22 protein-coding genes are annotated in these 25,317 nt (G+C 51.5%); 16 read left to right on the forward strand and 6 right to left on the reverse strand.

Annotated features, from left to right (window positions below; genetic code table 11):
- Positions 1 to 76: 76 nt before the first annotated feature.
- Together OGV71_RS23870 and OGV71_RS23875 are read left to right on the forward strand one after the other, a co-directional pair.
- The gene (locus tag OGV71_RS23870; RefSeq protein WP_003026858.1) at positions 77 to 265 is read left to right on the forward strand and encodes an uL22 family ribosomal protein; all 189 of its coding nucleotides are present in this window, start codon (positions 77 to 79) and stop codon (positions 263 to 265) included.
- The gene (locus OGV71_RS23875) at positions 265 to 2,127 is read left to right on the forward strand and encodes an OmpH family outer membrane protein (protein WP_046274928.1); all 1,863 of its coding nucleotides are present in this window, start codon (positions 265 to 267) and stop codon (positions 2,125 to 2,127) included. The genes OGV71_RS23870 and OGV71_RS23875 overlap by 1 nt, the downstream gene beginning before the upstream one ends.
- 27 nt (positions 2,128 to 2,154) lie before the next feature.
- On the opposite strand, the gene OGV71_RS23880 is transcribed toward OGV71_RS23875, so the two are convergent.
- The 3 genes from OGV71_RS23880 to OGV71_RS23890 all read right to left on the reverse strand — a co-directional run bounded on the left by OGV71_RS23880 (position 2,155) and on the right by OGV71_RS23890 (position 5,000).
- Complete coding sequence (locus OGV71_RS23880) at positions 2,155 to 2,826, reverse strand: EAL domain-containing protein (protein ID WP_003033848.1); 672 nt, start codon at positions 2,824 to 2,826, stop codon at positions 2,155 to 2,157.
- Positions 2,827 to 3,078: 252 nt separating this feature from the next.
- Complete coding sequence (locus OGV71_RS23885; protein ID WP_003033850.1) at positions 3,079 to 4,314, reverse strand: tyrosine-type recombinase/integrase; 1,236 nt, start codon at positions 4,312 to 4,314, stop codon at positions 3,079 to 3,081.
- 149 nt (positions 4,315 to 4,463) lie between these two features.
- Entirely contained in the window at positions 4,464 to 5,000 is a 537-nt protein-coding gene (locus tag OGV71_RS23890; protein WP_032949993.1) for a GNAT family N-acetyltransferase, read from the reverse strand.
- An 816-nt stretch (positions 5,001 to 5,816) separates the two neighbouring features.
- Between OGV71_RS23890 and pgaA the strand changes: the two genes are divergently transcribed.
- From pgaA to OGV71_RS23920, 6 genes are all read left to right on the forward strand, one after another.
- A complete protein-coding gene (gene pgaA / locus OGV71_RS23895; RefSeq protein WP_204583295.1) occupies positions 5,817 to 8,279 on the forward strand; it encodes a poly-beta-1,6 N-acetyl-D-glucosamine export porin PgaA in 2,463 nt (820 codons plus the stop codon).
- Between the two features lie 9 nt (positions 8,280 to 8,288).
- On the forward strand, positions 8,289 to 10,310 hold the full coding sequence (gene pgaB / locus OGV71_RS23900; protein WP_003846429.1) for a poly-beta-1,6-N-acetyl-D-glucosamine N-deacetylase PgaB: 2,022 nt from the start codon (positions 8,289 to 8,291) through the stop codon (positions 10,308 to 10,310).
- Positions 10,307 to 11,641 carry a poly-beta-1,6-N-acetyl-D-glucosamine synthase gene (gene pgaC, locus OGV71_RS23905; RefSeq protein ID WP_003033859.1) on the forward strand — a complete coding sequence of 445 codons (1,335 nt, stop codon included), beginning with the start codon at positions 10,307 to 10,309 and terminating at the stop codon, positions 11,639 to 11,641. The genes pgaB and pgaC overlap by 4 nt, the downstream gene beginning before the upstream one ends.
- Positions 11,638 to 12,144, forward strand: a complete 507-nt coding sequence (pgaD, locus tag OGV71_RS23910) for a poly-beta-1,6-N-acetyl-D-glucosamine biosynthesis protein PgaD (RefSeq protein ID WP_032949990.1) — start codon at positions 11,638 to 11,640, stop codon at positions 12,142 to 12,144. Before pgaC ends, pgaD begins: the two co-directional genes overlap by 4 nt.
- Before the next feature lie 82 nt (positions 12,145 to 12,226).
- Positions 12,227 to 12,457, forward strand: a complete 231-nt coding sequence (gene yjdI / locus OGV71_RS23915; protein WP_049016515.1) for a 4Fe-4S mono-cluster protein YjdI — start codon at positions 12,227 to 12,229, stop codon at positions 12,455 to 12,457.
- 11 nt (positions 12,458 to 12,468) lie between these two features.
- Positions 12,469 to 12,741 (forward strand): GNAT family N-acetyltransferase, encoded by a 273-nt coding sequence (locus tag OGV71_RS23920; protein WP_003033869.1) that lies wholly within the window; start codon positions 12,469 to 12,471, stop codon positions 12,739 to 12,741.
- 42 nt (positions 12,742 to 12,783) lie between these two features.
- On the opposite strand, the gene OGV71_RS23925 is transcribed toward OGV71_RS23920, so the two are convergent.
- Entirely contained in the window at positions 12,784 to 13,713 is a 930-nt protein-coding gene (locus OGV71_RS23925; protein WP_003033874.1) for a LysR substrate-binding domain-containing protein, read from the reverse strand.
- Between the two features lie 390 nt (positions 13,714 to 14,103).
- Between OGV71_RS23925 and OGV71_RS23930 the strand changes: the two genes are divergently transcribed.
- From OGV71_RS23930 to OGV71_RS23960, 7 genes are all read left to right on the forward strand, one after another.
- Positions 14,104 to 14,709, forward strand: a complete 606-nt coding sequence (locus tag OGV71_RS23930; RefSeq protein WP_003033877.1) for an ankyrin repeat domain-containing protein — start codon at positions 14,104 to 14,106, stop codon at positions 14,707 to 14,709.
- 15 nt (positions 14,710 to 14,724) lie between these two features.
- Positions 14,725 to 15,624 carry an oxamate carbamoyltransferase subunit AllH family protein gene (locus tag OGV71_RS23935; RefSeq protein ID WP_502873633.1) on the forward strand — a complete coding sequence of 300 codons (900 nt, stop codon included), beginning with the start codon at positions 14,725 to 14,727 and terminating at the stop codon, positions 15,622 to 15,624.
- The gene (fdrA, locus tag OGV71_RS23940; RefSeq protein WP_003033884.1) at positions 15,602 to 17,149 is read left to right on the forward strand and encodes an acyl-CoA synthetase FdrA; all 1,548 of its coding nucleotides are present in this window, start codon (positions 15,602 to 15,604) and stop codon (positions 17,147 to 17,149) included. Before OGV71_RS23935 ends, fdrA begins: the two co-directional genes overlap by 23 nt.
- The gene (locus tag OGV71_RS23945; RefSeq protein WP_204583297.1) at positions 17,149 to 18,567 is read left to right on the forward strand and encodes a YlbE family protein; all 1,419 of its coding nucleotides are present in this window, start codon (positions 17,149 to 17,151) and stop codon (positions 18,565 to 18,567) included. Before fdrA ends, OGV71_RS23945 begins: the two co-directional genes overlap by 1 nt.
- A 117-nt stretch (positions 18,568 to 18,684) precedes the next feature.
- Complete coding sequence (locus OGV71_RS23950; RefSeq protein ID WP_003840986.1) at positions 18,685 to 20,235, forward strand: hypothetical protein; 1,551 nt, start codon at positions 18,685 to 18,687, stop codon at positions 20,233 to 20,235.
- Positions 20,236 to 20,261: 26 nt separating this feature from the next.
- A complete protein-coding gene (locus tag OGV71_RS23955; RefSeq protein WP_048217187.1) occupies positions 20,262 to 21,212 on the forward strand; it encodes a carbamate kinase family protein in 951 nt (316 codons plus the stop codon).
- Positions 21,213 to 21,224: 12 nt separating this feature from the next.
- Complete coding sequence (locus tag OGV71_RS23960; protein ID WP_204583298.1) at positions 21,225 to 22,607, forward strand: amidohydrolase family protein; 1,383 nt, start codon at positions 21,225 to 21,227, stop codon at positions 22,605 to 22,607.
- 44 nt (positions 22,608 to 22,651) lie between these two features.
- Here OGV71_RS23960 and OGV71_RS23965 read toward each other — a convergent pair whose 3' ends face one another.
- Complete coding sequence (locus tag OGV71_RS23965; protein WP_286534112.1) at positions 22,652 to 23,521, reverse strand: nickel/cobalt efflux protein RcnA; 870 nt, start codon at positions 23,519 to 23,521, stop codon at positions 22,652 to 22,654.
- A gap of 120 nt (positions 23,522 to 23,641) precedes the next feature.
- Between OGV71_RS23965 and rcnR the strand changes: the two genes are divergently transcribed.
- Positions 23,642 to 23,914: a Ni(II)/Co(II)-binding transcriptional repressor RcnR gene (gene rcnR / locus OGV71_RS23970; RefSeq protein WP_003033900.1), complete on the forward strand. Its 273-nt coding sequence runs from the start codon at positions 23,642 to 23,644 to the stop codon at positions 23,912 to 23,914.
- 52 nt (positions 23,915 to 23,966) lie between these two features.
- Here rcnR and OGV71_RS23975 read toward each other — a convergent pair whose 3' ends face one another.
- On the reverse strand, positions 23,967 to 25,196 hold the full coding sequence (locus tag OGV71_RS23975; RefSeq protein ID WP_003033903.1) for an amino acid permease: 1,230 nt from the start codon (positions 25,194 to 25,196) through the stop codon (positions 23,967 to 23,969).
- Positions 25,197 to 25,317 lie beyond the last annotated feature (121 nt).

Consider the following 25,317-nt stretch of genomic DNA (forward strand, 5'->3'; position numbering starts at 1 on the left):
GTAGAAATACGCTTTCCCCTTTTTTATTTGTAAGGAGGGAAATACTTTGTATTCTTCCCTCTATGGAGTTTAAACAATGGAAATCATTTTAAAGAGTAAAGGTGTTCATCTGCACCTTGATAATTCAACAGCAGAACAACTATTAAATCTCTCTGCTGTAGCTCGTTTGCTGGAAGTAAGCCCGACACATTTACGCCAGCTTTTACACCGTGGGATGAGTGTTAGCGATGCTCTGCATTATCTAACCAGTAAGGAAAGCAAATAATGTTAGAACTGAACGTTTCTAAAATAAGTAATGTCATTACGTTTAATGTGGATAAAGCGAGTATGGCAGAAGCTAAAAAGGCGGCTGCTGACTTACAGAAATACTTTGCTAAACTACAAGATCCTAAAATTAGATTTAAGACATTTAAACAGAATCAGCGAAGAGCGGAAGCCCTTTCCGATGATGCTAAACTAAAAAACGCTGTTAAATCGTCAGAATCTAAACAACAACGTATTGCAGATAAAGCCGCTAAAACTCAGGCAAGGGAACAAGCCAAAATAGCTAAACGTAATGAAACAGCAGACATCAAATTTAAATCTGCTGGCTTACAGCTTCGCGGAATTGCTGGAAAATACGGCGTAGACCCTGCAAAACAATACGAGGCTTTAAAGTTCATTCAGGAACAAACTGAACAATTCCGTAAAGGGGTTATCTCTTCTCAGAGAATGAATTTTACCATTCGTGAACGTATTACCGATTTACGCCGTGAGGCTGCATTACAAGCCCGTATCACTGCCAGCACACAGCAACAAGCGATTGCACAGCGTCAAGCGAAGAGAACGGATTACAAAGGTGCAGCGGCTAACATTAAAGAGAAGGGGCTGAATGTTATCGGCGGCGGTGCAGGTTTCATCGGGGCTACTGCTGCATTAGCGGGTGGGGCAGGAGTCTTGTCTCGTATCAAGCAGCAAGGAGATGAAAATCTGGAGCTTGTCCGAATGTCCGAACGTACCAAACTGAATCCCAACGCTGTTAAGGCGATAGTCACTTGGGGACAGCAACACGGTGTTGATTCCGCATCTGTGGACAAAGTAACGGATGGCTTCGGTAAAGATACCCGCGAGAGAATCAGCGAAACGGTATTAAACAGCCAGTTCAAAGGCGGTAAATGGTCTGGTGGAAATAGCGCTGTTGACGAAGTGTTAAATAAGTTTGGTTGGAACAAATCGCAGCTATCACAGTATGAAGATGATCCGCTTGATTACTTACAAGCAATAGTCAATGAAGGCCAGCGTCGTGGCATGAAAGACGGTGAGATCGGGCATCTTCTCGAAAATACTTTTGATGATGGGATGCACTACCTCGATCTTTTCAAAAATAACGGTGAACAATTTATTTCGACTCTGAAAAATCTGGTTGATTCCGGTCAAACGCTGAACGACGAGCAGATCAAACAAGCCTACGCTTACGGCGATCTGTCCGTTGCAATGGGTAATCTGATGAATGGTGTTGATAACAGTCTATTCACTGGCTTTATGTCCAGTTTCGCCGATGGAGGCAACGAGCTTGTTAAAAACACTCAAGTTATCACTGAATCGGCTGGAATGCTTGGAGAGGGCTTAGGCAATCTTTCTAAAGAAATCACAGGGTTTGTGGGAGAGATTTCCGGCGTTATCTCCGATCTGAATGCAGGGCTTCGCTCTCGTTTCCCTCAGTGGTTCACTGATAGTGATAAGCCAGCGGCCCAGGCCCTCTACGATGGTGCTGTGGGTGGTTCTGCGAATGCTACAGCGGATTGGATTCAGGATAAGACTGGCTTTGATACCCGTTCAGTGGGGCCAGCTATCATGGATTGGTTAGGCGTTGGTGGTGGTAATGCTGGAACAGCGGCAAATCAATACAGCCTAAATGGTGATTCTCTTCGTGGTTCCGCAATGTCACTCAGCAGCGGCAATGCGCCAGTGTACACGGTGAATCCTACATTCAATCTAAATCTTGAGGCATCCGTACCGCTCACTATCGCCAGCGATAGCTCAAGATTAAGCGATTACATTGATTTCCAGGCGAGAGCTTCTCAAGCCAGCTTTGCTCAGTCGCTAACGCTGCAAATGTCGTCCGGTCAATCGTCTACAGGTGGGTGATACATCAAAGGGGTGATGGTTTCAACACTACAGCAATGAATCCACATTTTTAAAAGGGACAGATTTAATAAGATACCCCTGTAATCCCCAAATCCCCACCTCACGCAGTATTCCCAAATGTTCTCGATTCTCAATCCCTTCGATAATAACTTTGCCGCAGTGTTTTTGAATGGAAGCAATCAGCGGGTAGAAGGTTGGTTTCTGCACCTGCTGATTAAAGAAGCAGCGATCTACTTTTACAACCTCAAAGTATCCTTCCATCAAACTAACTACATTCGCGTTTCCTGCGCCAAGGTCATCGAGCCATAGCCCATTTACACCCTGGCTCAGTGCCTTTAACAAGGGGTTTTTTAATCCTTTATCTAAACCTAGGAAATTCTCAGAAAGCTCAAGTTTGATGAATGGCATCGATTCGAAAGTTTGTCTAAGTATGTAGTCATGACGTATCAGAAAAGCCATTTGCTGATCAATGTTCAGTGTACAAAATAGATTCTTTCGTTCGAACCACTTTTGCATACTGGCAATGTTTCCGCATTGTTCGTATAGGAAAAGCCGTTTCCTATCTAAATCCCAAGATGAAATTACGAACTCAGGATGAAGGGGGCGTCCATCTGGGGAAATGAAGCGAGTGAGAAGCTCAACGCCCAACAACTTTTCGTCAATGCTTACTATAGGTTCAGCAATGAATGTAGTATCCATAACAAACACCTTAAATTTCTACATAGGTTCATTCATAATGTGGTCTTTGTAACAAAAAATCAATAATGGTTTCTGTTATTTAAGTGTGTAACCTGCTGAATTTGGTGGGTTTTTTTTGGTGTTTTAGTGTTATGGCTTTGATGCTTTTTTGTTACTGTTTTAATCTTGCTTTGTTCGTAAAGCAAGAGTTAGCGTGTATTATTCATAAACAATAGCTTATTAATCTAATCAATTTGTTTATAAATAAGGGGCTTACGCCCCTTTTTCCGTTTCAGGGAAGATGATCTCTGGATAATCCACCATTTCCACATAGTCGGACAATTCTTTCATGGAACACCCCGCGCTGTATGTCTTGAATGCTTCTGTGGCTGCGGCTTGGGAAGAGTGCCCCGTGATGTAGCCTATACGCTGTTCGGGTACTCCGGCACGGTCAAGACACGTGATAAAATGCCCCCTCAAACTGTGAAAGCATTGGCGATCTGTAGCCATAGGCACTACGCGACGCCGTAAGCGGGTGAATGCCTGGGAATAGAACGGCCCCTTTTTCCCGTCTTTGCGTTCAATCTTGTTAGCCTGTGGTAACAGGTAATCTCCAGTGTTCAAACTCAGATAATAATCCACCATACCGATCAGAAAAGCGTGGATCGGTATGTGCCTAACCCCTGCTTTCGTTTTCGATTTGCTAATGAAGAAAGTCTGTATCCCTTCCACTATAACAACATCTGATTTTTTCAAGCTGGCGATTTCGTCCAGCCTTGCACCAGAGAACAAACCGATCAGAATGACGGCTCGTAGTTCTTCGTCTGCTTCGTTGAGCAGGGTAGATAGTTGATGCCATTCAAACGGCTGGTAGCTCTCAATAGTGCGCCGTGCTTCGAGGTTCATGCCGTGAAACGGATTAAGCGGCGCTATAGCGTCGTAGCGACGTTTGGCAAACTCATAGAGGCTTCCCAGTGACGTTAACCAGTTTTGCAGCGTCTGCCCTGCTACGTCGCGTTTCTGCTGTTCTTCGATGAAATCCGTAACCAGCCGCCGTCCTATCTGATCCAAACTGATATCAACTTTCCCGATACTCTGGAGAAAAACCTCCACGGCTCGCGCCGATTTGCTCAGTGTGGACAGTGAACGCCGATCCCGGTAAGCAGTGGCGTATTCGTCACGTAATAGGCACAGATGAGGAATAGAACTGGCTCGCTCCTCAATCAGGGGTTTGTTTTTATTCTTGCGGATCTGTGAGTGCAGGGAAGTGATCGCAAGCTGGATGCGCCTGTCCTCTGTATCTGGCTTGAATTGTTCTTTCAGGTTGTTCCACTCTACCAGCATGTGATTGCGGAAGTGTCGAGCCTTGTAAATGTCTCTTGTACCAGTGCTTTTCCGGTAGAGGCGCTTCCCGCCGAACATGTGGCGCATGTAAGCAGGAACGTAGATTTGAAACTGCCAAACGCCGTCCGGTGAAAGATAAAGATACTCCTGGCCCTTGATTGTCATGAGATTGATCCTCTAAAATCTCGCAATCAAGTATCAATAATAGTTACTATGTTGATTCTATGACCGTCGCGTTATGGAAAAATGAAACAGAGTTTCGATTCCCTTCGCCCGCTCCAAAACTCTCTCCCTGTAGTTATTCTTTATAAATGTTAAATAGCGACACCGAAATCCGGTGGTAGTGTGCTGTTACCTTCACCCAGATTACGTTGTAGCAATACCGTGTCGAGCCATAGTCCATGTTTGAAGCCAATGTTTTTCAGTGTGCCGATTTCCGTAAATCCGGCCTGCTGATGGACTTTTAACGATCCCTGATTATTGCTGTCGCCGACGATGGCAATCAGTTGCCGATAGCCCTGTGCTTCAGCCCAGCCGATCACATGACGCAGTAAAGCTTTTCCTACACCCTGACGCTGAGCCGTTGGAGCAATATAAATCGAATCCTCAAGGGTATAGCGGTAGGCATAACGCTCGCGATAGCGGGTGAGGTAGCAATACCCGATGACCTTATCTTCCTGTAGCGCGACGACCCACGGCAGCCCGAGGCTGCGGATTTTTTCCAGACGAGCAAACATCTGGTGAGCATCCGGCGGCTCGGTTTCAAAGCTGCCGGTACCGTGAAGAACATGATGTGCATAGATATCGCGTATGGCGGGGATGTGCTTTTCTTCTGCGTTAACGATTTTCATTGACCGGCTCCCATTGGCGTCTTTGCCCAGATTACCTGAAAGACTGAGGGGAAGGTAAGTGCAAAAAATTATGCTTCGATCAGTTGCTTGCAATGCTAATAGGCTTTCATATTGTAAGGGGAAATAATTGATTGTGGTTGATGTTGTCAATAATACGCAAGGTTGGTAAATACATTAACGCGTAGAGTAATACACAATTATTTGTGCACGTCTTCGAGCGTGTATCCAAATACCAATTATGGTAGGTTTCGAAAAATGATGAAGAAAGTTATTTGATTTCAATGTGTTGTTTCTGTATCTAATTCTTCTTGCGCCTGTACCCTTATTTTCATTTCATTGGCCCTGTTTGAGCCCTAAAAATTAAGTTATATTTTGTTGTTAGCAGAGAGCCTATTATCAGACTTTTCTCTATTCACCTCTCAAAATAGTTACCATGCAAACAGTTGCGCGGTGTAGCTATGCTAACCAGCAATAGTAAGCATCGTCACATGATGTCACCGGGCAAACTTTGTTTAAATCCAGAATTCAATCCCAAGAGTATTAGGATTATTTAGTCTAAAATACTTTTTTGACTAAGAATTTTCTTATTCCGTAGCCACGAACTACATGGAGTGATAAAATTCCCGAGTTTATGCCTCCTGCTCAACGATTAGGGGACGCGGTGCGGGTAGTCAATAAGACGAAAGAATTAATTGCTTTATAACCCTATTACGAAATAAGCGGCAGTGCATCTTACATGGTCGGCAATCGTCAGGGATTGACCTTAACTTATTGAAAACGCTTATTTTTACTCTGATGTAAGATATAAGGGCAGATATGTTCAGTATGCGTCGACATGCCAACTTCATTAAACGTTTTAAGTCTGTAAGCTGTTTATTTACGGCCAGCATTCTTTTCCCTATGCAAATCTCTGCTGCGGTATCAGATTATGATGCTTTGGTTATTGAAGCGCGGGGGGGGAATAGTGCGCCGCTATTGCGCTACCTTGAGGATCAGGGAAAGAAAAGTGCGCTAACGCCAAACCAGGTTGCCGACTGGCTGCAAGTTTCCAGTTGGGTTGAGAACAACGATAAAACAACAATTGAAATCTGGCAGCGGTATCGTGGGCAGATGGATGTACCTGCACGGGGAAAAGTCGCCGCAGCGCGTGCGTATCGTAACCAGAAAAACTGGAATGATTCATTGGCGGTGTGGGAAAGTGTTTTAAAGCAAGAACCTGATAACGTGGATGTACGCACCGGCTGGATAATGACGCTGGCAGATGCGCGCTACAATCAGCAAGCCCTTACCGAAGCGAATAAATGGGCTCAGGCACATCCGGGCGCAGATTCCGACGCATTGCTTGCCTATGTATATCATTCTCAGGGGAAAAATTGGGATGCACTGTTGGTTGCCAGCCAGGCGGATGACGTCGATCCTGGCAACAAAAATGCAAAATCCACGCTGTTGTCTGCGCTGTCAGCGAACCGTGTTTCCGGACCAGCCTTAAATATGGCGGAAATCGTACCTACGGCAGATCCTGTGAAGCGTCGCCTTGAGCTTGATGCGGCGGCTGAAATGGTCCGATCCTCTTATACGTCCGCACGTAATGAAGAAGAACGTTTTATCGTAGCGGATAAAGCGCTGGCCCGTTATGACCAGTTGTTGGCGGCCTGGAAAGATGAGCCGTCTGCGCAGAATGATGTCCGCCGGGCGAGAATAGACCGTATGGGTGCCCTGTTGGTGCGTAAGCGTACTGCCGAAGTGATCGAGGAATATGAGTCCCTTTCCGCAAGCGGCGAAGTACCAAACTACGCAAAACGTTGGGTGGCATCAGCATGGTTAAGCGAGCGTCAGCCGGAAAAAACCGAAGCGATGTTGGCGAGCATCTACTACCCAAATGGGCCTATCCCGGTGACGCCGCTCAGTCCAGAGGATCAACAAGATCTGTTCTATGCACACATTGATAATGAAAACTTCGATGCTGCCAAAAAACAAGTCGATGATTTGATCAAAGAAAGTCCGTATCTGCGGCGTATCTATGGCTCGCCAACGCCGCAGCCTAACGATAACTGGCTGCTCGGACAGTCGCTGCTGACGCAATATCATATCGCTGCCAATGAACTGCCAGAGGCAGAAAAGCTCGCAGAGCATCTGGCACGAACAGGCTCCGGTAACCAGGGACTGCGCATTTCCTATGCCTCTGTGCTTGAAGCGCGTGGATTGCCGCATGCGGCGGAGAAAGAGCTTAAGCTGGCGGAAGTGATTGAGCCAAGCAACCTGGAGCTGGAGCGTCAGCAGGCTTACGTTGCGCTGGATCTCCAGGAATGGAAGCAGGCCGATGAACTGACGGATGACGTTATTGCCCGTAGCCCGGATGATGAAGCGACGCTGCGCCTCGCGCGTATTCGTGATGTCCACAAAATGTCGGAAGTGCGCATTAGCGGCACGCAGGGGATCTCGTCCGATAGCCCGGTCAGCGGTAAGAATGACTTCAACATCAACACGGCTATTTACAGTCCGCCGATTAATGACAACTGGCGACTGTTTACTGGATTCAACTTCGCTACCGGTGAATTTGAGGAAGGGAAGGGCATCAGCCGCGATCTGGCGGCGGGTGCAGAATGGACTTCCCGTGATTACTGGGCGGAAATGGAAGTGTCTGGCCGAAATTATGGCGATGGTCAGAAGATTGGGGGGCGTCTATCCGGCTGGCATGACTTCAATGACAACTGGCGCGTAGGCGGTTCGGCCGAGCGCTTGTCGCGTAATACGCCATTGCGCGCGCTGCGTAGCGGTGTGTATGCCAACGGCGGCGATATGTTCGTTCGCTGGTATCAAAACGAACGACGTGAATATCAACTGTCGTTTGCTGCATCACATTTCTCAGACGGTAACGATCGCATCGAATACGGACTCAGCGGAAAAGAGCGCATCTGGACCACGCCTCGCTTCACGCTGGACTTTACGCCGGGCATTGGCGGGAGCACCAACACCAAAGAGAATGTGCCGTATTACAACCCGAAGAGTGATTTTTCGGTTGTCCCTGGCCTGAGCGCAGAGCAGGTTCTTTACCGCCACTATGATACCGTCTGGACGCAGCAAGGTCTGGCAGGCGTAGGTGGCTACTGGCAGCAAGGTGAAGATGCAGGCGCTATCGTCCAGGTAGGATACGGACAACGGCTTAAATGGAACAACGTCGTAGATGGCGGGGTGATGCTGATTTGGGATAAACGCCCCTATGACGGTAAACGTGAGCGGAATATCTCCCTCGCTTTCGATTTAAATGTCAGGTTTTAAGGATTGTTCATGCTGAAAAGATGCCTGTGGCTTAGCGCATTAATCGCTGGCTGGTTGATGATTACCGCGTGCAGCAGCGCGCACAATACAACGCCTCGCTATGTTCCTCCTGGGGAGAGAACACCGCTGACGGCGGATCATCAGTGGCCGAAAAATAGTTTCCTGGTACTGGGTTATCACGATGTTGAAGATGGTGCTGCCGACCAGCGTTACCTCTCTGTGCGTACCAGCGCGTTGAGCGACCAAATGGCCTGGCTGCGTGATAATGGCTATCAGCCGATCAGCGTGCAGCAAATTCTGGATGCCCATGACGGTAAAATTGTACTGCCGGAAAAAGCGGTATTACTCACCTTTGATGACGGGTATAGCAGTTTTTATACCCGCGTCTGGCCATTGCTGAAAGCCTACAACTGGCCTGCGCTCTGGGCGCCAGTAGGCAGTTGGGTTGATGCACCAGCCAACAAAAAAGTCGATTTTGGCGGCTTAATGACAGCGCGAGATAAATTCGCCACCTGGAAAATGGTCGAAGAAATGGGGAAATCGCCGTTGGTGGAAGTCGGTGCGCACACCTGGAACTCGCACTTTGGCGCTGAGGCCAATCCGCAGGGGAGTAAAGAGCCAGCTGTAGCGAACCGCCTGTATGATAAGAAAACTGGCACTTACGAAACGGACGAACAGTACACGCGACGTATAAACACGGATATTTCTCTGATCACTAACAAGATAAAATCGGTGACAGGGAAATCGCCGCGCGCGTGGGTATGGCCGTACGGCGCAGCCAACGGCACGACGTTAAACCTGGCCAAAGAGCATGGCTATAAGATGGCCTTTACGCTTAATGAAGGGTTGGCGAATGCCGCGTTTCTCGATGATATTCCGCGCGTGCTGATCTCTGATAACCCATCCCTTAAGCGCTTTGCCAGTCAGGTCGCTCAGGTCCGTGAGCCACAGACGATGCGCGTGATGCATGTCGATCTGGATTACGTGTATGACAAGGACCCTGCTCAGCAGAAGCGAAATATCGATAAGCTGATCCAGCGCGTTTATGACATGCGTATTTCTCATGTCTTCCTGCAGGCGTATGCCGACCCTAAAGGCGACGGGAATATTCGTGAGGTCTATTTCCCCAACCGCTGGCTGCCGATGCGTGCCGATCTCTTTAACTATATCTCCTGGCAATTACAAACGCGGGCAGGGGTGACGGTATATGCCTGGATGCCGGTTCTGGCTTTCGATCTCGACGCGTCTATTCCACGCGTAACCGCATGGGATCCGAAAACGGGACGTACTGCTATCAATCACGAGAACTATGTCCGCCTTTCACCCTGGAGCAGCGAAGCGCGTCAGCGCATCACTGAAATCTATGAAGACCTGGCGAAGCACGCCAGTTTCAAAGGTATTTTGTTTCATGACGATGCTTTCCTGACGGACTTTGAAGATGCGTCACCGGAGGCGTTAGCCGCCTACCGTGCCGCAGGGCTTCCGGGAAGTATCGAGCAAATACGTAATAATCCTCAGGCGTTCGAGCGCTGGACGCGCCTGAAAAGTAAGATGCTGATCGATTTCACCAAACAGCTGACTCAGTCTGTGCGTAATATTCGCGGTCCACAGGTGCAAACTGCGCGCAATATTTACGCCATGCCGGTACTGGAGCCTGAAAGTGAAGCCTGGTTTGCACAAAACCTGAATGATTTCCTCAATACCTATGACTGGACGGCGCCGATGGCGATGCCATTCATGGAACAGATCCCGGCCAATGATGCCAACGCATGGCTTGACCGACTGGTGAATGCCGTTGCACAAAACCCTGGGGCGCTGGATAAAACCGTGTTTGAACTGCAGGCACGAGACTGGCGTAAATCCGGGGATCAGGCTGAAATCAGCGGAAAACAAATAGCCGAATGGATGCGCCAGCTGAAATTAAGCGGTGCAGGTAACTACGGCTATTACCCGGATGATTTCATCAGCGACAAACCTGAGATGTCAGAGATTCGCTCGACGTTCTCCTCATACTGGTATCCGCAAAAATGACCGATCGCATTATTGCTTTCCTGATACTTTGCCTGATGTTCAGCCTGCCGTTTGGCGTGGCTGTCATCTTTACAGGTGAAGTGATGTTGAACTTCGTCTTCTTCTGGCCTTTGTTCATGTCTGCTTTGTGGATAAGCGGCGGAGTCTATTTCTGGTTTTACCGTGAACGTCACTGGAAATGGGGAGATGACACGCCACCACCGACCCTGCCGGGGAATCCACTGGTTTCCATTCTGATCCCCTGTTTTAACGAAGGGATCAACGCGCGTGAAACCATTGAGGCCGCATTGGCACAGCGATATAAGAATATCGAAGTGATTGCCATCAACGATGGTTCAACGGATGACACTCACGACGTGCTGGAACAACTGGCAGTGGAATACCCCAGCCTGCGGGTGATTCATCTGGCTGAAAACCAGGGCAAAGCGCTGGCGCTCAAGACCGGTGCGGCCGCGGCGCGCAGCGATTACCTGGTGTGCATTGATGGCGATGCGTTACTGGATCGTGATGCCGTTGCCTATATTGTGGCTCCACTGATCCAGTTCCCGCGCGTTGGTGCGGTGACGGGGAATCCGCGTATTCGAACCCGCTCTACGTTAATCGGCCGTGTGCAGGTCGGTGAGTTCTCTTCCATTATCGGCTTAATTAAGCGTACTCAGCGAGTCTATGGGCAGATCTTTACCGTTTCTGGCGTAGTTGCGGCGTTTCGTCGTCGCGCGCTGGCTGAGGTCGGTTACTGGAGCCCGGACATGATCACTGAAGATATTGATATCAGTTGGAAGCTGCAATTGCGCCACTGGTCGGTATTCTTTGAGCCGCGCGCACTGTGTTGGATCCTGATGCCTGAAACGTTAAAAGGGCTGTGGAAGCAGCGTTTGCGCTGGGCGCAGGGTGGTGCAGAGGTGTTTATCGTTAACATGCGTCGTCTGTGGTCGTGGGAGTTCCGTCGCATGTGGCCGCTGTTTCTTGAGTTTTGTTTTTCTACCGCCTGGTCGTTTGCCTATGCGATCAGTATCGTGCTGTTCCTGTTAGGGCTGATGATCCCGATGCCGGACTCGCTGTATGTGCAGCATCTGTTCCCGCCAGCCTTTACCGGACTTATCCTCGGCGTGGTGTGCTTGCTGCAGTTTGCGGTGAGCCTGATGATTGAACGACGTTATGAAAAAGGCATTGGCGCTTCGTTGTTCTGGATTATCTGGTTCCCGGTGGTGTACTGGATGCTAAGCCTGTTCACCACGCTGGTCGCGTTCCCGAAAGTGATGCTCAAACGCAAACGCGGCAGAGCGCGTTGGGTGAGTCCTGACCGTGGAATTGGGAGGATCGAATCGTGAATCAGCCACTGATCTTTACGGAGCGGCGTCTGCTGCCTCGCATTATCGATGTGTTGTTGACGCTCATCGCCTGGGTTGGTTTCTTATACCTGATCTATAAAGGATTGATCACGGCCCTGGCGCATTCACCGTATATGGGGGTGCGACCCTTTTTCACCACGCTGGATACGGTCACGTTTTATATCCTTGTCGCCCTGGTCAACGGCCTGGTACTAATTGGCTGGGCGAAGTACAACCAGTTTCGTTTTCGGGTGGAACGCCGCAGTCGCAGACCCGGGCTGGAAGACCATGAGCTGGCAGAAAGTTTGCGTATTACCCGGGAGCTGGTTACGGAACTGAACAAGGCGAGGGTGCTGACGGTCCACCATCATGAGAGTGGCGAAATCAGCCATATCGATGTGGACAGGGATATTGCCGATAACCGCCTCCCGCCGCCAACGCCTGCGATGCTGGAGTATTTGCCACCAGAGCAGCAGCCGTCGTTGCAGAACAGGCCCGAGTGATATTTCTGCTTTCAGCAGCTTCCTTCAGCCTCGCATAGGTCTATGATTAGACCCAGACAATAAAAAAATGTGAGGCAATGTCGTGGATAAGGAACTACTGGATGCAGGTTACCGGGCCTATACCGGCGAGAAGATTGATGTCTATTTCAACACGGCGATATGTCAGCATTCGGGCAATTGCGTGCGGGGAAGCGCGAAACTGTTTAACCTGAAACGTAAACCGTGGATCATTCCGGATGAAGTGAATGTCGAGACGGTCATCAAGGTCATCGATACCTGTCCGAGCGGTGCGCTGAAATATCGCCAGAAATGAGTGAGGGGACCATGGAAATTCTTGCAGGCCACAACAAGTTTTATGTCAATGATGCTGAGGGCAACCAGGTTGCCGAGATAGTATTTGTGCCGACGGGCGAGCATCTGAGCATCATTGAACATACCGATGTCGACCCCAGCCTGAAAGGTCAGGGCGTCGGCAAACAGCTGGTGGCGAAAGTGGTAGAGAAGATGCGCGCTGAAAACCGCAAAGTTATTCCGCTGTGCCCGTTTGCCAAACATGAATTTGATAAAACCCGCGAGTACGACGATATCCGCGCCTGATCATCTTATGTGTACCGGAAGGTATAACAGCCATCCGGTTCATCACTCCCGATGCAGCAGATCCTGATAAATCCCCGTCAGTATCCCTTGTGGCCCAAACTCTTTTTTAATCCACTGAGTTACACGACCGGTTGCCGAATGCTGGGTGGCCAACAGCATTCGTGAATCCTGACGCGGGTTGTGGATCTGCCGCGTCACCAGCAACGACTTTTCCATCGCCTCGCGCACCATGTAGTCCGGCAGAAAACCGATGCCTTCACCCAGGATCTGGCACTGGCACTTGGTATTAAAATCGGGAACCAGAATCGACTCCTGTCCGTGTAACAGCCAGCCGACCTTCTTGTTGATGGTGTGTGCGGTGTCTTCCACCATGATGTTCGGGTACAGGCGTAACTGGCTCTCAGAAATGGGTTCCGGCATAAAGGCAAGGGGATGATCCGGTGCAATCGCAAACGACCAACGGATCGCGCCGATCTCGGTGTAATCAATTCCGCCGCCATCCAGTAACGTATCGGGCGCGCCAATGGCGATATTAGCCAGGTTGTTGATGATCGAATCCCAGACGCCGTTATACACCTCGGTGGTGACGGTTATCTGGCAGGTTGGAAACTGTTTCTTGAGTACCTGCAGCAGCCGCGCTGTATGTTGAGGGGTATACAACAGCTGGTTAATACAGATGCGTACCCGGGCTTCAATGCCCTGAGCGATGGTATCAATGCTGCGCTTGATTGCGTGGAAATCGTTGAGCAGGTCGGTCGCCTTGCGAAACAGGTAGCGCCCGGACTCGGTCAGTTCAATGCTGCGAGTACTGCGGGTAAACAGCACCACGTCGAGACCCATTTCCATGCGCTTAATGGTGTAACTAATTGCCGATGTGGTTAAGCCTAGCTCTTCAGCCGCCTTGCTAAAGCTGCTGTAGCGGGCAGCCATCGTAAACGCCAGTAGGTTTTCCTCGGTAAATATTGAATTCATCTTTCTCCCCTCCGGCGACAATGCGCATCCGCAACACGATGATTGTTGAATGTATTTGTAATCCTTATACAGAGCAATCAGTTTTGAACAAAATTTAACACTAGTTTTACATTTGATTTGAAGGCAATCACACTTCTGTATTTTAATTGCAGGCCGCTATCCGTGCAGCATACCGCCTGATTCACCGGACTACTGATTAGTGGCTAAAAGGGCCCCAGCCATAAGGGAAAGATTGCACTACAGCACGTTTTGTCCTCATTGTTAAAATTGATTCAATAATCGATGCACTAACGATGAATGAAATTTAAGCGGATGTTATTCTCTGCACTCTGTTGCTATTCTCAGGTTATCGGATATTTAAAAAGTCTAAAAAACTGCAGGAGAGCGATTATGTCAGAGAAAGAACTCATTACTGAATTTCTGCTGGCGGCAGAACAGGGCAATGCCGATGGATTAAAATCCTGTCTGGCAAAAAATGTGGATATTAATGCCACTAACCGCCAGGGGCGTACTGCCATTATTATTGCCAGCCTGAATAAACATTATGACTGTGTTTCTTTATTGATTGCTGAGGGTGCCGATATTAATAAACAAGATCAAACTTGTTTTAACCCCTTCCTGATTAGCTGCCTGACGAATGATTTAACGCTGTTGCGTACGGTATTACCGGCTAACCCAGACCTTAATTGTCTGAGCCGTTTTGGCGGTGTCGGTATTACGCCAGCCAGCGAAAAAGGCCATGTCGAGATCGTGCGTGAGCTGCTGCTGCGTACCGATATCAATGTCAACCACACTAATTTTGTTGGCTGGACGCCGCTCCTGGAAGCCATCGTACTTAATGACGGTGGCGCGAAGCAGCAGGAGATCGTTAAGCTGCTGCTCGACCATGGGGCAAACCCGCACATGACGGATAAATACGGTAAAACTCCGCTGGAACTGGCGCGAGAGAAAGGGTACCACGAAATTGCCGAGCTGCTGATTGCGGCCGGAGCCTGACACAGGAGCGCCATTATCGCTACGCCATCACGGCGATGCGTACGGGCGCTAACCGCAGACAGCGCGTTTCTCACTTTCCGGGGAACGGGGCGGGTTGAACAGGTTTTTTCCCACGCGGTAAACCTGTTGATACCTGAACAGCAGCGGCTGCTGACGTTACTGAGTGAAGATTGTGATAACGCACCTAACAGCTGTCGGCTGGCGCTGACGCATTGTGACGACCTGTTTCACCCCGGTGAGCTGGTCAATTTTAGCGGGTCGGGAATAGTTGTTGGCAATGATAAATGGATAGAAACCGCCGGTTGCCTGCTGTGGCGAATACCACGGTGGACATCTGATGCAGCAAGTCTTGCCGCAGTCGGCTGGCAGCATTGGGATGAGGTTATCCGCCAACAGCTAAGAAGCGACGACACATTATTTCTGTATCAGGGTGACAATCCGTTTTTTCAGGAAATCACCCGTCAATTACACAACCGCCGACAAACATTACTGACGGCGTTGCGTACAGGAGAAAATATCTCTACAGCGGTCAGCCATTTAATTGGTCTGGGGATTGGTCTGACGCCCTCATCGGATGATTATTTAGTGGGCCTAAGCACTATTCTATTTATTCCCGGGCATCCGCTGAGGAAATATCGTGAAGATTTTTTAGCAGCTTTACAATGTGCCGGAAATAATACGACGCTACTCAGCAAAATAACATTAGAGGAAGCTTTTCATCAGCGTTATCGGGAAAGCATTGGACGGCTGCTGAACCAATTTATTACTGAGCAACAACCCGTTTCTACACAATATATTACTGACATTAAAAATATTGGCTCAAGTTCTGGCTGCGACATGCTGTATGGCATGGCAGATGCCTGCGCCCTGAGCCACAGGTCCGGAGGGAATTATGTCGATCAGGATAGTTGTTAAAAAGAACACGTATTTTGATTCTGTCTCACTGATGTCTATCTCCACGCGCGCAAATAAGCTCGATGGTGTTGAGCAGGCGTTCGTGGCTATGGCGACAGAAATGAATAAGGGCGTGCTGAAGAATCTCGGCCTGCTCACGCCTGAGCTGGAAGAGGCGAAGAGTGGCGATCTGATGATTGTCATTAAAGGCGCGAGCGACGAAGCAAACGCGCAAACGCTGGTGGCGATTGACGATCTGTTTACGCATAAAGAGCAGGGTGGCCAGCACGAAGCGCGCTATGCCACGCTGGCCAGCGCGAAGAAGCACGTTCCCGACAGCAACCTGGCGGTGATCTCGGTCAATGGCCTGTTTGCCGCGCGTGAAGCGCGTCAGGCGCTGCAAAATAACCTCAACGTGATGTTGTTCTCTGACAACGTCTCTCTTGAAGACGAGCTGACGCTTAAGCAACTGGCGCACGAAAAAGGGCTGTTGATGATGGGGCCAGACTGCGGAACCGCCATCATTAACGGCGCGGCGCTGTGTTTTGGCAACGCAGTGCGTCGCGGCAACATCGGAATTATTGGTGCGTCCGGTACCGGTAGCCAGGAGCTGAGCGTACGCATTCACGAGTTTGGCGGCGGAATTTCCCAGCTGATTGGCACCGGTGGACGCGATCTGAGTGAGAAGATTGGCGGCCTGATGATGCTTGACGCGATTGGCATGCTGGAGGCCGATCCGCAAACTGAGATCATCGCGCTTATCTCCAAACCTCCTGCGCCAGCGGTGGCGCGCAAGGTGCTGGAACGTGCGCGCGCCTGTCATAAGCCCGTGGTGGTGTGTTTCCTCGGACGTGAAGCCGCGCCTGCGGATGAAAAAGGCCTGCAGTTTGCCCGCGGTACTAAAGAGGCGGCGTTGAAAGCTGTACTACTTACCGGCGTGAAAAAAGAGAGCCTGGATCTGCATCCGCTCAACTGGCCGCTGATTGAAGAGGTTCGCGCCCGTCTGACCCCGCAACAAAAGTACATCCGTGGCTTGTTCTGCGGTGGCACGTTGTGCGATGAGGCGATGTTTGCTGCCATGGAAAAACATGCCGAAGTTTACAGCAACATTCATCCGGACCCGGCGTTCCGCCTGCAAGATCTCAACCGCAGCGTGGCGCATACCTTCCTCGATTTCGGTGATGACGATTTTACCAACGGTAAACCGCACCCGATGATCGATCCCACCAACCGCATTAGTCGTCTGTTGCAGGAAGCGCGCGATCCTGAAGTCGGCGTGATCGTGATGGACTTCGTCCTTGGTTTTGGATCGCATGAAGATCCGGTTGGCGTGATGCTCGACGCGATCGTTGAAGCCAAAGCGATCGCCGCCGCAGACGGTCGTCCGCTTGAGATCCTCGGCTATGTGCTGGGGACCGATCTTGATACGCCGTCGCTGGAAAAACAATGTCAGATGCTGACTGATGCGGGCGTTATCTGGGCGAGCAGTAGCACCAACACCGGATTGCTGGCGCGTGAATTTATCTGTAAAGGGGAGGAAGCCTGATGAGCCAGACACTGTTTAACCAGCCACTGAACGTGATTAACGTCGGTATCGCGATGTTCAGCGATGACCTGAAAAAGCAGAATGTTCCAGTGACCCAGCTCGACTGGACGCCGCCGGGTCAGGGCAACATGCAGGTGGTTGCTGCACTGGACGAGATTGCCGATTCGCCGCTGGCAGACAAAATCGCTGCCGCTAACCAGCAGGCGCTGGAACGTATTATTCAGTCGCATCCGGTGCTGATTGGCTATGACCAGGCAATCAATGTCGTACCGGGGATGACCCGCAACACCATCCTGCATGCCGGGCCGCCGATCCGCTGGGAAAAAATGTGCGGTGCAATGAAGGGCGCGGTCACCGGGGCGCTGGTGTTTGAAGGACTGGCGAAAGATCTGGATGAAGCTGCCGAACTGGCCGCCTCGGGTGAAATTATCTTCTCACCATGTCACGAGCATGACTGCGTTGGCTCGATGGCGGGTGTGACCTCTGCGTCGATGTTTATGCACATCGTTGAGAACAAAACCTACGGCAACCGCGCATATACCAATATGAGCGAGCAGATGGCGAAGATCCTGCGTATGGGCGCGAACGATCAGAGCGTTATTGATCGTCTGAACTGGATGCGTGATGTGCTGGGACCGATGCTGCGCGACGCCATGAAGCTGGCGGGCGAAATCGATCTGCGCCTGATGTTGGCGCAGGCGCTACACATGGGCGATGAGTGCCATAACCGTAACAACGCCGGGACGGCGCTGCTGATTCAGGCGCTGACGCCGTGGATTATTCAGACCGGTTATCCGGTTGAGCAGCAGCGTGAGGTGTTCGAGTTCGTCCTCAGCAGCGATTACTTCTCCGGGCCGACCTGGATGGCGATGTGTAAAGCCGCAATGGACGCCGCCCACGGCATTGAATACAGCACCGTGGTGACGACGATGGCGCGAAACGGTGTTGAGTTCGGTCTGCGCATCAGCGGCTTACCGGGTCAGTGGTTTACCGGTCCGGCGCAGCAGGTGATTGGCCCGATGTTTGCAGGCTACAAGCCGGAAGATTCCGGACGTGATATTGGCGATAGCGCGATCACCGAAACCTACGGCATTGGCGGTTTCGCCATGGCGACGGCACCGGCCATCGTGGCACTGGTGGGTGGTACGGTCGAAGAGGCCGTTGATTTCTCGCGCCAGATGCGTGAAATCACTCTCGGCGAAAACCCCAACGTCACCATTCCGCTGCTGGGTTTTATGGGCGTACCGACTGCTATCGATATTACGCGCGTGGGCAGCACCGGCATTCTGCCGGTGATTAACACCGCCATTGCGCACAAAGACGCGGGGATCGGCATGATCGGCGCCGGAATAGTCCACCCGCCGTTCGCCTGTTTTGAAAAGGCGATCCTCAACTGGCGCGACCGCTACAGCCAATAACAACAATCGGGGCTAACGCGGTTAGCCCCACAGTAGCGAAGCGAAAAACGTTGCTTACCTGCAGGGCTGGGCGATCTCCGCGATCGCAAACGATGCTTAACCTGTTAAGGATATTCCATGAACAGCATAAAACTAGAATGGAAACGTGGTGACTGGGCAGCTTACTTTGGGCTGATGACCAACAACCTGACTAACCTGCTGACAATGATGGGGCTGCTCATTTTTGTCGTCGGGATCCCTACCGAAATTGTCTATGGTCGCATTGCGCCTGCCTTTGGTCTGGCGGTGCTGGTGGCCAGCGTCTGCTACGCCTGGTTTGGCCTGCAGATGGCAAAACACACCGGGCGTAAAGACGTGACGGCGCTGCCGTCCGGACCGAGCGCACCGTCAATCTTTACCGTAACCTTCCTGGTACTGATGCCGGTTTATCAGCAAACCAAAGATGCCAACTTTGCTATCCAGATAGCCTTGGTGTGGTGCTTTGTCGAAGCGTTGATCCTGGTCGGCGGCTCCTTCCTGGGCGAGACCATCCGCAAGATGATTCCACGTACGGTACTGCTTTCTTGTCTGTCCGGCCTGGGACTGTTGCTGCTGGCGATGAACCCGATGCTGCAGGCATTCGAAGCGCCGACCGTCTCTTTCATCGTCCTGTTGCTGATCTTCATTAACTGGTTCGGTAAGAAGCCGATTTTTGCCCGCATTCCTACCGGCTTGCTGCTGCTGATTGCCGGTACGGCCCTGGCGTGGATCTCCGGTTTACAAAGCCCGGAAGCCATTAAAGCGTCGATGTCTTCCTTTGGCTTCAACCCGCCGGAAATTCATGTCGACAGCTTCTTGCAAGGTTTGCCGCATGCACTGCCGTATCTGGCTTCTGCGGTTCCTCTGGGTCTGGCGAACTACATTTTCGACCTTGAGAACATTGAAAGTGCGCACGCGGCGGGGGATGAGTACAACACCCGTAAGGTGATGATGGCGAACGGCTTTGCCTCCATGCTCGGCTGCATGCTGGGCAACCCGTTCCCGGTGACCGTGTATGTTGGGCATGCGGGCTGGAAAGCGATGGGCGCGAGTATCGGCTATACCCTCGCTTCAGGCATCACCATGTTCCTGGTACCGCTGTTTGGCCTGGGCGCGTTTATGCTCGCCATTATTCCGATGACTGCGATAGTGCCGATTCTGGTGTTTATCGGCGTGGTGACCGCCAACCAGGTGGTGCGAGAAACGCCCAAAGTCGAGGTTCCCGTTATCTTCATCTGCCTGTTCCCGTGGATCGCTAACTGGGCATTGACCATCGTTAACAGCGTGATGGGCGCCGCCGGAACATCCGCGGGGAAACTGGGTAGCGACTTACTGCACAGCAAAGGTGTCTATTACGACGGACTGGTGCATCTGGGAAGCGGCGCGCCGCTGGCCAGCATGCTGTGGGGCTGCGTCGCTATCTTCGCCATTATGAATAAGCCGCTGCGCGGGGCGATTGCCGCAGCCTTTGGGGCACTGTTATCGCTGTTTGGCGTGATCCACTCCCCGGCAGTTGGCTTTGCTGAGGGCAGCTCGATGATGTTTGTTGTGGCCTACCTGATGATGAGCGGCATGTTTGTCCTCAAGCATGTTCTTGATAGCCGTGAAGCGGTGACTGCGCCTGAGCAGGAACCGACGAAAACGACCTGAATCGCCTGTAAGCGGAAGATAACACTATGAAAGAACTTGTGGTCGTTGCCATTGGCGGCAACAGCATTATCAAAGATAACGCCAGCCAGTCGATTGAGCACCAGGCTGAAGCGGTGAAGGCGGTGGCGGATACGGTGCTGGAGATGTTGGCATCGGACTACAACATTGTGCTGACGCACGGTAACGGGCCGCAGGTGGGGCTGGATCTCCGACGTGCGGAAATCGCGCATGAGCGTGAAGGGTTGCCGCTTACCCCGCTGGCAAACTGCGTCGCCGATACGCAGGGGGGCATCGGCTATTTGATCCAACAGGCGCTGAACAACCGTCTGGCGCGGCGCGGCGAGCAGAAGGCAGTCACGGTGGTCACGCAGGTGGAGGTCGACAAAAACGATCCGGGCTTCGCTAATCCGACCAAGCCTATCGGGGCGTTCTTTAGCGCAGCGCAGCGCGATGAGTTGCTGCGGGTCAATCCAGGCTGGCGCTTTGTTGAGGATTCGGGACGCGGCTATCGCCGGGTTGTGGCTTCCCCTGAACCAAAACGTATTGTTGAAGCAGAGGCGATCAAAACGCTGACTCAGCAGGGGTTCGTGGTGATTGGTGCGGGCGGTGGTGGCATCCCGGTGGTGCGTAGCAATCAGGGGGATTACCAGAGCGTGGATGCGGTGATTGATAAAGATCTCTCCACGGCGTTGCTGGCACAGGAGATCCGCGCCGACATTCTGGTGATCACCACCGGCGTCGAGCAGGTCTGTATTCATTTTGGCAAACCTAACCAGCAGGCGCTGGATACGGTGGATGTCGCCACGATGACCCGTTACATGCAGGAGGGACATTTCCCGCCGGGCAGCATGTTACCCAAGATTGTTGCCAGCCTGGCGTTTCTGGAGCGTGGCGGTAAACGAGTGATCATCACCACGCCGGAATGCCTGCCCGCCGCACTGCGCGGCGAAACGGGCACCCATATTGTCCATTCCTGAGAGGAGATGCGAATGAAGGAAAGTAACAGCCGCCGTGATTTTTTAAGCCAGAGCGGAAAAATGGTCACTGCTGCCGCGCTGTTTGGCGCAGTCGCCCCAGTCGCGTATGCTGCTAATCCTGTCGGGAACACCTGCGGGTCGAAGAGCACAATGACGATTAACGATAAGCACTATTACCTGGATAACGTCCTGCTGGAAGCGGGGTTTGATTACGAAAACTCAGTGGTGGTGCACACCCGAACCGCGCTGCAAACCGTTGAAATCCAGGACGGGAAAATAGTTGCGCTGCGCGAGAATAAGCAGCATCCGGATGCGACGCTGCCGCACTACGATGCGGGTGGAAAGCTGATGCTGCCAGCCATGCGCGACATGCATATCCATCTGGATAAAACCTTTTACGGCGGTCCCTGGCGTTCGCTGAACCGTCCGGCGGGCACCACCATTCAGGATATGATCCGCCTGGAACAAAAGCTGCTGCCTGAACTCCAGCCTTACACCCAGGAGCGCGCGGAAAAGCTGATCGATCTGCTGCAATCAAAAGGTACCTCGATTGCCCGCAGCCACTGCAACATAGAACCGGTTTCCGGACTGAAAAACCTGGAGAACCTGCAGGCGGTGCTGGCGCGTCGCCAGCGGGGTTTTGCCTGTGAAATTGTGGCATTTCCACAGCATGGTCTGCTGTTATCAAAATCTGAACCGCTAATGCGTGAAGCGATGCAGGCGGGAGCGCATTATGTCGGCGGTCTGGACCCAACCAGCGTGGATGGGGCGATGGAAAAATCCCTCGACACCATGTTCCAGATTGCGCTCGATTACAACAAAGGCGTGGATATCCATCTGCATGAAACCAGTCCGGCGGGCGTGGCGGCGGTGAATTACATGGTAGAAACGGTGGAGAAAACGCCGCAGTTAAAGGGCAAACTGACCATCAGCCACGCGTTTGCGCTGTCTACGCTGAACGAACAGCAGGTGGATGAACTCGCAACCCGCATGGCGGCGCAGCAGATTACCATTGCCTCGACGGTGCCGATTGGCACGATGCACATGCCGCTCAAGCAGCTGCGTGACAAAGGTGTGGAAGTGATTACCGGAACCGACAGCGTGATTGACCACTGGTCGCCGTACGGGCTGGGAGACATGCTGGAGAAGGCGAATCTGTACGCGCAGCTCTATATTCGCCCGAATGAACTTAATCTGTCGCGGGCGCTGTTCCTCGCTACCGGTGATGTGCTGCCGCTTAACGATAAAGGTGAGCGCGTCTGGCCGAAAGCGCAGGATGAAGCCAGCTTTGTGCTGGTAGATGCCTCATGCTCAGCGGAAGCGGTCGCGCGAATCTCCCCACGCACTGCGACCTTCCACAAAGGCCAACTGGTGTGGGGGAATGTCGCAAGCTAGTTTGGTTTTCCGCGCAGCGGCTATCGCTGCTGCGCTCCCATATATTAACCGACGATCCCCATATAGCCGTGAATCCCCATATATAAGCCGACCATTGCAATGAGCACGCTGGAAAAATAGGGCGCTTTGCGTGCCAGTGTGTTAAATCCGCTCCAACGCTTGGCCGCCTGCTGCACGCTGATTGCCGCACCCACGCCCACCGTTACCAGTGTCAGCGCCAGCCCGAGGCTGAAGCACAGCACCATGGTGGCGCCCAGCGTGAAGGCTTTGAGCTGGATGCATATCAGCAGCACCGTAATGGCAGCTGGGCACGGGATCAGCCCACCGGTCAGACCGAACAGTAATATTTGGCCGTTGGTGACCTCTTTGCCCGCAAAGCGGCGCTGAATATCGGTGGCATGCGCCCGTTCGTGGGCATCCTGATACTCTTTCGAACCCTCGCTCAGCCCTGCTAACGCGGCATGGTTATGATCGTGGTCGTGGTCATGATGATGGTGATGGTGATGGTCGTCATGATCATGGTGGTGGTGATGCCCGTGATCGTGGTCGTGATGCGTCTGGGCCAGCCAGTTCTGCTCTCCCTGCCAGGTTCGCCAGAACATCCAGAATGCGGTCCCGAGAATAATTATCGCCGAGACAAATTGCAGCCAGGGCTCAACGGCCTGGGCGGTAAACGCTTTGCTGATATACATCCCACCGAGCGCAATCAGCCATACTACGGCGGTATGCGACAGCGTTGCTGCCAGCCCCAGCATCACCGCCTGTTTGATGGTCCCCTTAATAGCAATAATAAAGGCCGCCATCATCGTCTTGGAATGCCCTGGTTCCAGACCGTGCAACACACCTAATAGAATCGCGCTGGGAATGAAAAACCAGGCGTTGCCTTGCTGAAGAAGCGTAGAAAACTCACCCATGAGAATGATTCTTAGTTGTTTAATTTCGCCTGATTCTACTCCCCCCCAGTATCAAATACTACCCCCCAGTAGAATGTCGATGGTATTGTCCCTATAGCCAGACGTTAAAAAGGTAAAGTTATGTCACATACGATCCGCGACAAACAAAAGCTGAAAGCCCGAACCAGCAAGATTCAGGGGCAGGTAGCGGCGTTGAAAACCATGCTGGATGAACCGCATGAATGCGCGGCGGTATTGCAGCAAATAGCGGCGATCCGCGGGGCGGTAAATGGATTAATGCGCGAAGTGATTAAAGGTCATCTGACCGAGCACATTGTGCATCAGGGCGATGAAATTAAGCGCGAAGAAGATTTGGATGTGATTCTGAAAGTACTGGATTCGTACATCAAATAAGCCAGTTTAACGGCTCATCCACGTGATGGAATGAGCCGTTAAGCAACACGTTCTAGCCAAAAAACATCACAGATACGCACAGCAGACCGACAATCAGGGTGATCAGGTTACCCACTGAACGGTATGGCTTCAGCGCCGGGATCAGATAGGTAGACAATGTCGGCATGATAAACAAAATCATGGCAATCAGCGGCCCACTAATCGCGTAAATCATTGAAATAGCATTAGGATTGATGCAGCAGATGATAAACGTGATGCTTGAGACCAACATAATGGACAGAGCGCGGTTAAAGGCCCGGCTTTTCTTCACACCCACCTGATGCAACGATGTTTTTACTACCTCCGTAGCCCCTTCAATCACGCCAAAGTAGGTGCCAAGGAACGATTTTGACATCGCTACGACGGCAACGATGATCCCGGAAATCGACAGCCATGCCGGTGCGTTAGGCATCATCGACAGCGCGGAAAGAATGGTCACACCTTCATTTTTTGCATCCTCGATATAGTTTGTCGGAATCGAAAGCAAACAGCTGAAGACGAAAAACAGTACGCTCAGGCAGATGATAACGTAGGCTACCTTCATGATTTTTTTGCATTTACCCATGGCCTGCTCGCCGTATTTCTCTCTTCTGTCGATGGCGAACGTAGAGATAATTGGCGTATGGCTAAAAGCGAAAACCATCACGGGAATAGATATCCAAACCTGATGAAGCGTGTGCTGATCGACAGACATCTGGCCGGTGAGTAGCGTTGGCTGCCAGCTTCCGGTCAGGTAGAGCGAAAGGAACAAAAAGTACGCGATGAGCGGGAATACCAAAAAGCCCATGACCCGGATGGTGGCTTGTCGACCCATCAGAAAAATTAAATTCAGTACCAGTACCACGCCCAGACTGACCAGCATGCGGATCCGCAGGTCGATAGTGATATGTTTTGCCAGCTGTTCAGTGAGTGAGTTGGTTATCGCCACGGCGTAGATCAGCACCACCACAAAGAAGGCAATAAAATAGAGGGTGGTGATCAGGCTGCCAATCTTCTTGCCGTAGTAGTGTGTAACCGCGCCAGTAATCCCTTCACCAGCCGACGTTTTTGAAGACAGGATAAACTGGCATAGCGCCTTGTGCGGCCAGTAGGTTAAAGGCCAGGCGACGAGAGCAGTGATAAACAGTACCACCGCACCTGCAGAACCCAGCTGTATGGGGAGGAAGAGGGTTCCTGCGCCGACGGCAGTCCCATATAGTGCGAAGCTCCAGAGAGTCTCTTCTTTTGACCAAAATTTCGACATTATTTGAACGTATCAACTATAAAATAAACAAAAAGAAGCGCAATTTACCACAAATGGCAGGGGCTGGGGGAGATGTGAACAAGCGGGCTGGTGAATGGATGAATAGCCGGAACCGAGAAAA

It is taken from the genome of Citrobacter sp. Cf088, assembly GCF_030334295.1.
GTDB classification, from domain to species: domain Bacteria; phylum Pseudomonadota; class Gammaproteobacteria; order Enterobacterales; family Enterobacteriaceae; genus Citrobacter; species Citrobacter freundii.